Origin of the sequence: Enterobacter cloacae complex sp. BZL2005 (assembly GCF_049238885.1) — a bacterium.
Classification (GTDB): domain Bacteria; phylum Pseudomonadota; class Gammaproteobacteria; order Enterobacterales; family Enterobacteriaceae; genus Enterobacter; species Enterobacter roggenkampii.
In genome coordinates this window covers 154,976-168,267 of sequence record NZ_JBMKGI010000006.1, presented here as the reverse complement: position 1 = coordinate 168,267, position 13,292 = coordinate 154,976, and the positions used below count along the sequence as shown (strand labels likewise).

Sequence of the window (13,292 nt, the reverse complement as noted above, 5' to 3'; positions counted from 1 at the left end):
GCCGCCCGATAAAAGAGGCACAAACAGCAGAGTGCAGAAATGGAAAAGGCCGCGAAAGCGGCCTTTAATTATTGCAGAGCGTTGCGAAAATCTGCGAGCAGATACGTAATTATTGCTGCTGAGTAATGATATCGCCCAGCTTAATTTTGGCCTCTTTACGCAAGTTGCTCATCATGGCTTCGAAGGCAATCTGGGCATTGTTCTGGGTAATCCCCTGGACCATCGCCTTCTTCTGCGCGTCTGGCAGAGTGCCGGCTTTCACTTCATCCAGCGCCAGCAGAACGACGTTACCCTGCATATCGGTAGTGGTGCCGAAGCTTGGCTTGTCTTTCGCCGGCAGAGTCAGGCCAAACGCGGCCTGGCTGATAGGGTCCTGACCGGTACGGCTCAGCGTTTTCGCTTCACCGAAGCTCAGGCCAGCCGCTTTCAGCGCGTCCTGTTTACCCGCTTTCAGATCGGCCAGAATCTTCTCAGCATCCAGTTTCGCCTGCTGTTCCGCTTTGTTGTGCTTAACCTGAGCGACGACCTGATCCTTCACTTCCGCCAGCGGTTTGACCGCTTCTGGCTTGTGCTCGCTGACGCGCAACACAAACGCACGATCGCCATCGACGGTAATGATGTCTGAGTTACTGCCCGGCGTGCCGTTCTCACCAACCAGACCACCGTTGAAGATGGCATCAGAAACCGGTTTGAAGTTCAGCTCTTCCGGCAGGTTGTCACGACCAAACCAGCCCGTCTCAACCGCTTTCACCCCAGCCGCCTGCTCGGCACCCGCCAGAGATTCGTTGTCGTTGCTGGCAGCATCACTCACTTTCTGCTGCAGCGCATAGTAGGCATCCAGCGCTTTTTCCTGCTTCACTTTTGCCGCGATATCGTCACGAACCTCAGCCAGCGGCTTGGTTTTCGCCGCGGTGATGTCGTCCAGACGCACGACCAGGAAACCTACGGATGATTTAATGACGCCAGACAGTTGGCCTTTCTCTTTCAGACCGGCATTTTTCAGCTCGTCCGGCGTGGTCGCGTCTTCCAGCCAGCCCATATCGCCGCCGTTTTTCGCAGAGATAATGTCGGTGGATTTCGCTTTCGCGACGGTCGCAAAATCAGCGCCTTTGTTCAGCTCATCCAGTACCGCTTTGGCATCCGCCTCGGTTTTGGTCTGAATCACGCTGTAGCGGTTACGCTGCGGCTGTGTGAACTGATCCTGATGCTGGTCGTAGTAAGACTGGATTTCCGCGTCAGACGCGCTTTCCTGTAGCGCAGCCGCATCCAGCTTGATGTAGCTCACGCGGAACTGTTCTGGAGAAACAAAGGTATTCTTGTTCTGCTCGTACCAGGCGTTAATATCAGCGTCGCTCACCTGCTGTTTCGCCGCCAGGGCGTTAACATCAATGGTCGCTTCACGTACAACGCGCTGCTGCGCCACCAGCGCAGCCAGTTCATCCGTTTCGCCTTTGAGCATGAAATCGGTGCCAACAACGGCATTGATGAGCTGCTGGGTGGTCAGTTGGTTACGCAGCGCCTGCGCGTACTGATCGGCCGTCATCCCCATCTGGTTGACGATGCTGTTGTAACGCGCGTTGTCGAATTTACCGTTAGACTGGAAGGCTTGCGTGGAGAAGATGGCTTTTTTCACCTGCTCATCGCTAATGCCAAGGCCGAGTTTTTTGGCATACTGATCCAGCAGCGCTTCGTCGATAAGACGGTTCAGCGTCTGCTGACGCAGGGTCTTCATATACCCTTCGTTTGCTGCCAGTTCAGAGAATTGGTCGCCCAGCTGTTGCTGCATACGGTTACGTTCACCGGCAAAAGCATTCTCGAACTGGCCGCGGCTGATCTCCTGGCCATTCACTTTTGCGGCATAGTTCGCGCCACCGCCAATAAGGTAACTGCTCACGCCGGTCAATATGAACGACACGATAATGATACCGAAAATAATCTTGAGCACGAGACTGTTAGCAGCCGTGCGTAAGCTGTCCATCATGGTGTAACAACACTCCGCTGTAGGTGACTGGTTACCTGACGCTGACGGAAAATCCTGCCCGTCGCGCGTAAAGTCGTATTGTGACAAGAAAACGGGGCGATTGTCAGCCCACAACTCGCATAAACTCGCACAAATCAGGTCTGGACAAACAAAAAAGGCACATCAAAAGATGCGCCCTTGTACTATCCGGCTTCCCTGAAACGGGAAAGCAATCAGTTTACTGCGTCTTTCAGCGCTTTACCTGCACGGAAACCCGGCACTTTAGCGGCAGCAATGGTGATCTCTTTACCGGTCTGAGGGTTGCGGCCAGTACGGGCAGCACGCTCTTTAACAGCAAAAGTACCGAAGCCTACCAGTGCAACGTCGTCCCCAGCCTGCAGAGATTCAGTAACAGAAGCAATTAATGCATCTAACGCACGTCCAGCTGCAGCTTTAGAAATATCAGCACCAGCAGCAATTTTGTCAATCAGTTGAGATTTATTCACTGTTCTCTTCCTCTCTTTATAATTTATATCGCGCCTGAATCCTTCACAACGCGACCGCGCAGCAGTTATATCAGGCCTGCCATGACCTTACAACACCCGTTGTTGATGGCTGACCTAATCAGCAATCTAAATTAGCTATACAAAAAAAGGCTGGCAAGTGCGAAATGACTTACCAGCCTTGTTTTTATTGACGCTCTTTGCGCGAGGTCACTATTTTGCGGTTACAACCTGCATTCCGGACGGTTCATTCTGCAATGCGAGACTAAGTACTTCCTCAATCCGCTTAACAGGATGGATCTGCAGGTCGGCAATCACGTTGTCCGGAATCTCTTCCAGATCGCGTTTGTTTTCGTAAGGGATCAATACGGTTTTGATCCCACCACGATGCGCCGCCAGCAGTTTTTCTTTTAAGCCACCGATTGGCAGAACCTGACCGCGCAGGGTGATTTCACCGGTCATTGCCACATCAGCACGCACCGGGTTACCTGTCAGGCAAGAAACCAGAGCGGTACACATGGCAATACCCGCGCTTGGACCATCTTTCGGCGTCGCCCCTTCAGGTACGTGTACGTGGATGTCGCGTTTTTCGTAGAAATCCGGGTTGATACCCAGTTTCTCCGCGCGCGCGCGCACCACGGTCAGCGCCGCCTGAATGGACTCCTGCATCACTTCACCCAGCGAGCCGGTATAGGTCAGCTTGCCTTTACCCGGTACACAAGCGGTTTCGATGGTCAGCAAATCGCCGCCCACTTCCGTCCATGCCAGACCGGTCACCTGGCCAACGCGGTTTTCGTTATCCGCGCGACCATAGTCGAAGCGCTGAACGCCGAGATAGGCATGCAGGTTATCACCATTAATCGTGATGTGTTTCAGGCTCTTATCCAGCAGCAGCTGTTTCACCGCCTTACGGCACAGTTTAGAGATTTCACGCTCAAGGCTACGCACGCCCGCTTCACGGGTATAGTAGCGGATGATGCCAATAATCGCGCTGTCCTCGACGGTCAGCTCGTTGGCTTTCAGCGCGTTACGCTCAATCTGTTTCGGCAGCAGGTGCTGTTTCGCGATGTTCAGCTTCTCGTCTTCGGTATAGCCGGAGAGACGGATCACTTCCATACGGTCCAGCAGCGGCGCTGGAATATTCATGGAGTTCGACGTCGCCACGAACATCACGTCGCTCAGGTCGTAGTCCACTTCCAGGTAGTGATCGCTGAACGCCACGTTCTGTTCTGGATCAAGTACTTCCAGCAGCGCAGACGCAGGGTCACCACGCATGTCCGACGACATTTTGTCGATCTCATCGAGCAGGAACAGCGGGTTTTTAACGCCCACTTTCGCCATCTTCTGGATCAGTTTACCCGGCATAGAACCGATGTAGGTACGGCGGTGACCGCGGATTTCCGCTTCATCGCGTACGCCGCCCAGCGCCATACGGATATACTTGCGTCCGGTCGCTTTGGCGATGGACTGACCCAGAGAGGTTTTACCCACCCCCGGCGGTCCTACCAGGCACAGAATCGGGCCTTTAATTTTATTCACACGGCTCTGTACCGCAAGGTACTCAAGAATGCGGTCTTTCACACGTTCCAGGCCGTAGTGGTCGGTATCCAGGATCTCCTGCGCCTGACGCAGGTCTTTTTTGACCTTGCTGCGGGCGTTCCAAGGAACCTGTACCATCCACTCAATGTAGCCGCGAACCACGGTCGCTTCAGCCGACATCGGAGACATCATTTTCAGCTTCTGCAGTTCTGCTTCCGCTTTCTCTTTCGCCTCTTTCGGCATCTTCGCCGCATCGATCTTGCGCTTCAGCGCTTCGTTTTCGTCCGGCGCATCGTCCATCTCGCCCAGCTCTTTCTGAATGGCCTTCATTTGCTCATTCAGATAGTACTCACGCTGAGATTTCTCCATCTGCTTTTTGACGCGGTTGCGAATGCGCTTCTCAACCTGCAGCAGATCGATTTCAGACTCCATCATCGCCATCAGGTATTCCAGACGTTCGTTAACGTCGGACATTTCCAGCACGGACTGTTTGTCAGCCAGCTTCAGCGGCATATGGGCAGCGATGGTGTCCGCCAGACGTGCAGGATCGTCGATACTGTTCAGCGACGTCAGCACTTCTGGTGGGATTTTCTTGTTCAGCTTGATATAGCCTTCAAACTGGCTAATCGCGGTGCGCACCAGCACTTCCTGTTCGCGCTCATCAAGTTCAGGCGAATCAAGGTACTCTGCCTTCGCAGAGAAGTGTTCGCCGTCGTCTGACAGAGTGGTAATACGCGCACGCTGCAGGCCTTCTACCAGCACCTTCACGGTGCCGTCAGGCAGCTTCAGCATCTGCAAAATAGAGGCCACGGTCCCGACGGTGAAAAGATCGTTTACACCCGGCTCATCCGTTGATGCTTCTTTCTGCGCCACCAGCATGATTTTTTTATCATGATCCATAGCGGCTTCGAGGCAACGGATAGATTTTTCCCGCCCTACAAATAAGGGTATGACCATGTGCGGATAAACCACCACATCGCGCAACGGCAATACGGGGATTTCAATGCGTTCAGAACGCTCAGGATTCATAGAGCTCTCTCTTAGTTAGTGTCCGCCAGGTAAGCTGGTCATGTCACTGTGCTTCACATAACCATTAACATGTATCCAGTATATGGGGATGTTTCCCACACATTCAACGCTATGAATACGGAAAAAGTAAAGGGGAGATAAAATCCCCCCTTTTTGATTAACTGCTTGTATGATTTGGTGAATTATTCGCCAGATGCCTGCTGGGCTTCCGGTTTGCCGTAAATCAGCAGCGGTTTGGTTTGACCGCTGATGACCGACTCGTCAATCACCACTTTCTCAACGTCTTCCATCGACGGCAGATCGTACATGGTGTCGAGCAGTGCCGCTTCAACGATAGAACGCAGGCCACGCGCGCCGGTTTTGCGGCTCATTGCTTTTTTGGCAATCGCATCCAGCGCTTCGTCGCGGAATTCCAGATCAACCCCTTCCAGATTGAACAGCGCCTGATACTGCTTGGTCAGCGCATTTTTCGGCTCTTTCAGGATCTGGATCAGCGCCTCTTCACTCAGCTCATTCAGCGTAGCCACAACCGGCAGACGACCGATGAATTCAGGAATCAGACCGAATTTGATCAGATCTTCTGGTTCAACCTGTGCCAGGAGCTCGCCTTCGTTCGGTTTTTCGGATGTGGATTTCACCGTTGCGCCAAAACCAATGCCGGAGCCGGTTTCAACACGGTGGGAGATGACTTTATCCAGACCAGCAAAGGCACCGCCACAGATGAACAGGATCTTGGAGGTATCAACCTGCAGGAACTCCTGCTGCGGATGTTTACGACCACCCTGTGGCGGAACGGCGGCAACCGTACCTTCGATCAGCTTCAGCAGTGCCTGCTGTACGCCTTCACCCGATACGTCACGAGTGATGGACGGGTTGTCGGATTTACGGGAGATCTTGTCGATCTCATCGATGTAAACAATCCCGCGCTGGGCTTTCTGTACGTCGTAATCGCACTTCTGCAGCAGTTTCTGGATGATGTTTTCGACGTCCTCACCCACGTAACCGGCTTCGGTCAGGGTGGTGGCATCCGCCATGGTGAACGGAACATCAAGCAGACGCGCCAGGGTTTCAGCCAGCAGCGTTTTACCGGAACCGGTTGGGCCGATCAGCAGAATGTTACTTTTACCCAGTTCCACGCCATTGCTGGTATCGCCGTTACGCAGGCGTTTGTAGTGGTTATAGACCGCTACCGCCAGCACTTTCTTGGCCTGCTCCTGGCCGATGACGTAGTCGTCAAGGTGATGACGAATTTCATGCGGCGTTGGCAGCGCGCTGCGCTCACGGTGCGGTGCGACTTCTTTAATCTCTTCGCGAATGATGTCGTTACATAAATCGACGCATTCGTCGCAGATATACACGGACGGCCCGGCAATCAGTTTACGCACTTCATGCTGGCTTTTGCCGCAAAAAGAGCAGTACAGCAGTTTGCCCGAACCATCTTTGCGTTTATCTGTCATGAGTCCAAACCTCTTTTTAAGTTCTTTGTGCCGCACATGACGACGCAAATGCCATTCTAAGACGCAAGCTGCATCAAGCAGCGTGCCGCCCTACCTTAGTATAGCGGCACACTCGCGTCGCGGGCATCAATTACGATGGGTCAACACGGAGTCGACTAAGCCGTACTCAACTGCCTCTGAAGCAGAGAGGAAGCGATCGCGCTCGGTATCGCGCTCGATCTGCTCGAGAGGTTGACCCGTATGCTGCGCCATAAGTTCATTCATGCGCGCTTTTACTTTCAGGATTTCGCGGGCGTGGATTTCAATATCCGTCGCCTGGCCCTGGTAACCGCCCAGCGGCTGGTGAATCATCACGCGGGAATTCGGCAAGCAGAAACGCTTACCCTTCGCCCCTGCGGTTAACAGGAACGCGCCCATAGATGCGGCCTGACCCATACAGATCGTGCTGACATCCGGTTTGATGAATTGCATGGTGTCATAAATGGACATCCCTGCGGTAATCACGCCACCCGGGGAGTTAATGTACAGGTAAATGTCTTTTTCCGGGTTTTCCGCTTCCAGAAACAGCATCTGCGCCACGATCAGGTTAGCCATGTGGTCTTCCACCTGGCCGGTCAGAAAGATAACGCGTTCCTTGAGCAGACGGGAATAGATATCAAAAGAACGCTCACCACGTGAGGTCTGTTCAATAACCATTGGCACCAGAGCCATATGGGGTGCAAAGTTATCTCGTTCGCCACTGTATGACATTTCCGTCTCCTGGATCAAAATTGAAAACACCTGCTGTACTGATTGTAACCTTACGGACGGATTATCAGCCAGTCTCATTCATCATGATTACGTACTTATGGGGTTCACAGTGCCCTATTTCAAGCATAACAACCTTTTGTTGTTACGCTAACACCGAAAGGGCGTTTTAGCACTCTTCCTGGGCTCTGGCTGCGATAAAAAAAACCCGCTGCCGCAAGGCAACGGGTTTTCTGTTCAAACTTTAAACCGTTGGGGCGAAATTACGCCTGCTGGTTCATCAGTTCGTTGAAAGAGGTCGCTTTTTCGGTCACTTTCGCTTTCGCCAGTACCGCTTCAACCGCCTGCTCTTCCAGGGCAACGTTGCGCATGTTGTCCATCAGCTCTTTGTTCTTACCGTAGAACTCGATCACTTCTGATGGATCTTCGTATGCAGAAGCCATCTCTTCGATCAGGCCTTTCACACGCTCTTCGTCAGCTTTCAGCTCGTGGGTACGAATCACTTCGCCCAGCAGCAGGCCAACCACAACGCGGCGTTTTGCCTGCTCTTCGAACAGCTCGCGTGGCAGTTCCATCGCTTGCTGCTGGTTGCCACCGAAACGCTGTGCAGCCTGACGGCGCAGAACGTCGATTTCGCTGTCGATCAGTGCAGCAGGAACGTCGATTTCGTTGGCTTTCACCAGGCCTTCGATCGCCTGAGACTTCACGCGGTTACGCACAGCACCGTTCAGCTCGCGCTCCATGTTTTTACGCACTTCGGTACGCAGGCCAGCAACAGAACCGTCTTCCACGCCGAAACGTTTGATGAACTCTTCAGTCAGTTCTGGCAGTTCGCGCTCTTCCACTTTCTTCAGGTTGATGACGAACTTCGCTGCTTTACCTTTCAGGTTTTCAGCGTGGTACTCTTCCGGGAAGGTCACGTCGATGGTGAACTCTTCGCCAGCCTTGTGGCCTTTGATACCGTCTTCGAAGCCTGGGATCATACGACCCTGGCCCATTGCCAGTACGAAGTCAGACGCTTTGCCGCCTTCGAACTCTTCGCCGTCTACAGAACCGGTGAAGTCGATGGTTACGCGGTCTTCCGCGTCAACAGCGCCTTCTTTCTCTTTCCAGTTCGCCTGCTGCTTACGCAGGGTGTCCAGCATGCCGTCAACGTCTTCGTCAGTCACGGAGACAATCGGTTTTTCAACTTCGATAGATTCCAGACCTTTCAGCTCAACTTCCGGATACACTTCAAACTCTACGGTGTATGTGAAGTCTTCGCCCAGTTTGTATTCGCCTGGAACGTAGTTTGGCGCACCGGCCGGATTGATTTTTTCTTTGATGATCGCATCGATAAAGTTGCGGCTCATCAGTTCACCCAGCACATCCTGACGCACGGAAGCGCCATAACGCTGAGCAACAACATTCATTGGTACTTTGCCCTTACGGAAGCCGTCAATACGTACTTTTTTTGCTACGTTGACCAGCTCGCTTTTCACAGCAGTTTCGATGCTGTCAGCAGCGATAGTAATCGTTACACGGCGGCCAAGGCCTTGAGTGGTTTCAACTGAAACTTGCATCTTGTTACCTCAAAAAAATCACAGTGCTCGGTCAACTCTGAATCTGTCTGTTATACCGGGATGCTCTCTTAGTGCAGATTCACATTCCCTGTCGCCAGAATCATCCCGAAGACATTCAATAAGACGCGGCATTATAGCGGCATCACTTAGGTGAGTCGAGAACGGTTGGGGCATGTTGCTGCGGCTTTTTTCACACTTTAAGGCTATTTTTAGCCTTAAAATCGCACCATCCGCTCAAAACTCAGACAAAACAAAACGGCCCGAAGGCCGTTTTGAGGAAATCTGTAAGCAACATACTGGAAAAGCTCCAGCCGTTGCAAATCCGATTTATCAGGCGATAGTGCCTGCACCGCGACAGGGCGGCGATGCGAAAACCGTATCCTGCAAGCCTTCCCATTCCTTAATGGTGTAGGTATGCAGTGCCAGCGCATGCACGGTCGTGGAGAGCTCTTCCGTCAAGGTGCTGTAGATCAAGCGATGTCGGTTCAGGAAACGTTCTCCCGTGAAGCGATCGCTAACCAGAACCACTTTAAAGTGGCTTTCAGAACCTGCCGGTACGTTATGACGATAGCTTTCGTCGACGACTTCGAGGAACACAGGGTTGAACGCTGCCCTTAATTTATCTTCTATATGCTCACGTATCATCATGAAATTACTCCTCCGACAACGCCAGGATGTCACCCATCCCTTTAAATATTAGCCGCTTTTACCGTTTCCATTACACATTGACAACAAATATTTAGCTTTCGTCCGATTTTCTCATTCAAACGAATGAAGTTAACTGTGAGGCTCATACCTTTTATCATCCGTGAAAGGAGAAAATGAGTGAGCTGGTCAGTTTTCAGACAAGACGATGAATTTACATGCGTTGACCACTTCCCCTGACCGTTGGCGATGTTATGATGGCGGCAATTTTTCTCTCTATTATGCTTACGATTCGTGAGAACTTAAAAATGTTAAAAAAACTCTTCTTTCCATTGGTAGCCCTTTTTATGCTGGCAGGCTGTGCTACCCCGCCTACCACCATTGATGTCTCACCAAAAATCACCCTGCCTCAGCAGGACCCAAGCCTGATGGGCGTCACCGTGAGCATTAACGGTGCCGATCAGCGTCAGGATCAGGCGCTGGCAAAAGTGACCCGCGATAACCAGCAGGTGACGCTCACCGCGTCCCGTGACCTGCGCTTCCTGCTGCAGGAAGTGCTGGAGAAACAAATGACCGCTCGCGGCTATATGATCGGCCCAAGCGGTGCGGTTGATCTGCAGATCATCGTTAACAACCTGTACGCTGACGTGTCACAGGGCAACGTGCGCTACAATATCGCCACCAAAGCGGATATCGCCATCATTGCCACCGCGAAGAATGGCAACAAGATGACCAAAAACTACCGCGCGAGCTACTCTGTTGAAGGTGCGTTCCAGGCATCCAACCAGAACATTGCTAACGCCGTTAACAGCGTGCTGACCGATACCATCGCCGATATGGCGCAGGACACCAGCATCCACGACTTTATCAAGCAGAACGCACGTTAATCCTGCTCACTGACCCGGTGTAATACCGGGTCAGTCTTAAAAGAACATGTCCAGCCATTACTTACGCATTTTCCAGCAACCGAAATCAGCGATTCTGCTGATCCTCGGCTTTGCCTCGGGTTTACCCCTCGCGCTCACCTCCGGCACGCTTCAGGCGTGGATGACGGTCGAGAACATCGATCTCAAAACCATTGGTTTCTTCTCGCTTGTCGGTCAGGCCTATGTCTTCAAGTTCCTGTGGTCGCCGGTGATGGATCGCTATACGCCGCCGTTCCTCGGGCGTCGCCGCGGCTGGCTGGTGATGACGCAGGTCCTGCTGCTGCTGGCCATCGCGGCGATGGGGTTTCTTGAGCCCACCACGCAGCTGCGCTGGATGGCCGCGCTTGCGGTGGTGATTGCCTTCTGTTCCGCCTCTCAGGATATCGTGTTCGACGCCTGGAAGACGGACGTGTTACCTGCGGAAGAACGCGGTGCCGGAGCGGCCATCAGCGTGCTGGGCTATCGCCTCGGGATGCTGGTCTCCGGCGGGCTGGCGCTGTGGCTGGCCGACCGTTACCTCGGCTGGCAGGGCATGTACTGGCTGATGGCCGCCCTGCTTATCCCCTGCATTATCGCCACGCTCTTTGCCCCCGAACCGAGCGACGTTATTCCGGTTCCCCGCTCGCTGGAGCAGGCCGTGGCCGAACCGCTGCGCGACTTCTTTGGCCGCAACAACGCCTGGCTGATCCTGCTGCTGATCGTCCTTTATAAGCTTGGCGACGCCTTTGCCATGAGCCTGACCACCACCTTCCTGATCCGCGGTGTCGGTTTTGATGCCGGTGAAGTGGGGGTAGTGAATAAAACGCTGGGGCTGTTTGCGACCATTGTCGGGGCACTTTACGGTGGCGTGCTGATGCAGCGCCTGACGCTGTTCCGCGCACTGCTGATCTTCGGCATTCTTCAGGGCGCCTCTAACGCGGGCTACTGGCTGCTGTCGATTACCGACAAACATATGATCAGCATGGCCGCTGCGGTGTTCTTCGAAAATCTCTGCGGCGGTATGGGGACAGCAGCCTTTGTCGCCCTGCTGATGACCCTGTGCAACAAGTCATTTTCCGCCACGCAGTTCGCGCTGCTCTCGGCGCTCTCTGCCGTTGGCCGCGTTTACGTAGGTCCGATCGCCGGCTGGTTTGTGGAAGCCCACGGTTGGCCAACGTTTTATCTTTTCTCCGTCGTGGCTGCCGTGCCGGGGATTTTATTGTTGCTGGTCTGTCGCCAGACGCTGGAATATACCCAGCGGACCGAACACTTTATGCCACGAACGGAATATCGCCGCGCCTACCGTTTTGCGTTACGTCTGTTAATGATGGGCTGCGTTGCGCTGGCACTCTGGCTTATCGTGCTCATTATTAATGCCAGCACACCACTGGCGCTCCCCTTTGAGGCCCTTCTGCTGGACGCCGGAGCCCTGCTGGCCATCGTTGGGATCCTGACGGGCGGTCTGCTCGATTTCATAGCGTTGCGTAAAACGCAGCTGACCTGAAGAAAAATGCGAAAGGTTATTTCCCGTTGTAATCACCAACCGAAATTATAACGGTGAAATAGCCACCATCGACTAAAAAAAATATTTGTTGTTTTGTGCGGGATAGGATTTGGAAATTATTGGCTCTGGTTCCAAAACGCTATTTTTCATTAAACGATTCAGCATGCGATAGTTTGATTTTTCGTTTTTTAGATGTCTTTTTATTGATAATTAATTGTTAATTTTTTGTTTATTTTTAACAATGGTTATACCAATTGTCCCTTTTAGGGTATGCTTGGGGGTCCTTTCGTTATAAAGCCCATCTCATGCGGCTTCGGTCATAAAAACCGACATAATTTGCAACACTTGTGACACGTGCGGCAGAACCCGGTAACACCTTCCTGACACAGGCCTAATGATGTTTACAGTAATGTAACCTTCCCGTAAAATGCCCGCACACTTTAAACGCCACCAGACTCCCGTGGAATTGAGGTCGTTAAATGAGACTCAGGAAATACAATAAAAGTTTGGGATGGTTGTCATTATTCGCAGGCACTGTATTACTCAGTGGCTGTGATTCTGCACTACTAGACCCCAAAGGACAGATTGGACTGGAACAACGTTCACTGATATTGACGGCTTTTGGCCTGATGTTGATTGTGGTTATTCCAGCCATTTTGATGGCTGTTGGTTTCGCCTGGAAGTATCGTGCGAGCAATAAAGATGCGAAGTATAGCCCGAACTGGTCACACTCCAACAAAGTGGAAGCTGTGGTCTGGACGGTACCTATCCTGATCATCCTGTTCCTTGCCGTACTGACCTGGAAAACCACTCACGCACTTGAGCCAAGCAAGCCGCTGGTTCACGATGAAAAACCGATTACCATTGAAGTGGTCTCCATGGACTGGAAATGGTTCTTCATCTATCCAGAGCAGGGCATTGCTACCGTGAATGAAATCGCCTTCCCGGCGAACACTCCGGTTCAGTTCAAAGTGACCTCCAACTCCGTAATGAACTCCTTCTTCATCCCGCGTCTGGGTAGCCAGATTTACGCGATGGCCGGTATGCAGACTAACCTGCATCTGATCGCGAATGAAGCAGGCACCTACGATGGTATCTCCGCCAGCTATAGCGGCCCGGGCTTCTCAGGTATGAAGTTCAAAGCTATTGCAACGCCAGACCGTGCCGCTTTCGACCAGTGGGTTGAAAAAGCGAAACAGTCTCCAAACACCATGTCTGACATGGCGGCGTTCGAAAAAGTGGCTGCACCTAGCGAATACAACAAGGTGGAGTACTTCTCTAACGTGAAGCCTGATTTGTTCAAAGACGTTATTGGCAAATTTATGGATCACGGCAAGAGCATGGACATGACCCAGCCAAAAGGCGAGCACAGCGCGCACGAAGGTATGGAAGGCATGGACATGAGCCACGCGGAAACCGCTCACTAAGGGGCCGAGGAAGA

At 52.6% G+C, this 13,292-nt stretch carries 10 protein-coding genes; 3 read left to right on the top strand and 7 right to left on the bottom strand.

The window, feature by feature from the left end; all coding sequences use genetic code 11:
* Positions 1-109: 109 nt before the first annotated feature.
* The 7 genes from ppiD to bolA all read right to left on the bottom strand — a co-directional run bounded on the left by ppiD (position 110) and on the right by bolA (position 9,445).
* On the bottom strand, positions 110-1,981 hold the full coding sequence (ppiD, locus tag ACOTXI_RS13330) for a peptidylprolyl isomerase (protein WP_023326792.1): 1,872 nt from the start codon (positions 1,979-1,981) through the stop codon (positions 110-112).
* Positions 1,982-2,193: 212 nt separating this feature from the next.
* The gene (gene hupB / locus ACOTXI_RS13325) at positions 2,194-2,466 is read right to left on the bottom strand and encodes a nucleoid-associated protein HU-beta (RefSeq protein WP_002444653.1); all 273 of its coding nucleotides are present in this window, start codon (positions 2,464-2,466) and stop codon (positions 2,194-2,196) included.
* 210 nt (positions 2,467-2,676) lie between these two features.
* On the bottom strand, positions 2,677-5,031 hold the full coding sequence (lon, locus tag ACOTXI_RS13320) for an endopeptidase La (RefSeq protein WP_008503315.1): 2,355 nt from the start codon (positions 5,029-5,031) through the stop codon (positions 2,677-2,679).
* A gap of 182 nt (positions 5,032-5,213) precedes the next feature.
* Entirely contained in the window at positions 5,214-6,488 is a 1,275-nt protein-coding gene (gene clpX, locus ACOTXI_RS13315) for an ATP-dependent protease ATP-binding subunit ClpX (RefSeq protein ID WP_008503316.1), read from the bottom strand.
* 126 nt (positions 6,489-6,614) lie between these two features.
* On the bottom strand, positions 6,615-7,238 hold the full coding sequence (gene clpP / locus ACOTXI_RS13310; RefSeq protein ID WP_008503317.1) for an ATP-dependent Clp endopeptidase proteolytic subunit ClpP: 624 nt from the start codon (positions 7,236-7,238) through the stop codon (positions 6,615-6,617).
* A gap of 260 nt (positions 7,239-7,498) precedes the next feature.
* A complete protein-coding gene (tig, locus tag ACOTXI_RS13305) occupies positions 7,499-8,797 on the bottom strand; it encodes a trigger factor (RefSeq protein ID WP_058655069.1) in 1,299 nt (432 codons plus the stop codon).
* A gap of 330 nt (positions 8,798-9,127) precedes the next feature.
* Entirely contained in the window at positions 9,128-9,445 is a 318-nt protein-coding gene (bolA, locus tag ACOTXI_RS13300; RefSeq protein WP_021241655.1) for a transcriptional regulator BolA, read from the bottom strand.
* A gap of 305 nt (positions 9,446-9,750) precedes the next feature.
* On the opposite strand from bolA, the gene ACOTXI_RS13295 reads away from it, so the two are divergent.
* The 3 genes from ACOTXI_RS13295 to cyoA all read left to right on the top strand — a co-directional run bounded on the left by ACOTXI_RS13295 (position 9,751) and on the right by cyoA (position 13,278).
* Positions 9,751-10,329 (top strand): lipoprotein, encoded by a 579-nt coding sequence (locus ACOTXI_RS13295; protein ID WP_023310568.1) that lies wholly within the window; start codon positions 9,751-9,753, stop codon positions 10,327-10,329.
* 46 nt (positions 10,330-10,375) lie between these two features.
* A complete protein-coding gene (gene ampG / locus ACOTXI_RS13290) occupies positions 10,376-11,851 on the top strand; it encodes a muropeptide MFS transporter AmpG (RefSeq protein WP_039023734.1) in 1,476 nt (491 codons plus the stop codon).
* A 479-nt stretch (positions 11,852-12,330) separates the two neighbouring features.
* Positions 12,331-13,278, top strand: a complete 948-nt coding sequence (gene cyoA / locus ACOTXI_RS13285) for a cytochrome o ubiquinol oxidase subunit II (protein ID WP_058655070.1) — start codon at positions 12,331-12,333, stop codon at positions 13,276-13,278.
* The last annotated feature ends 14 nt before the right edge of the window (positions 13,279-13,292 follow it).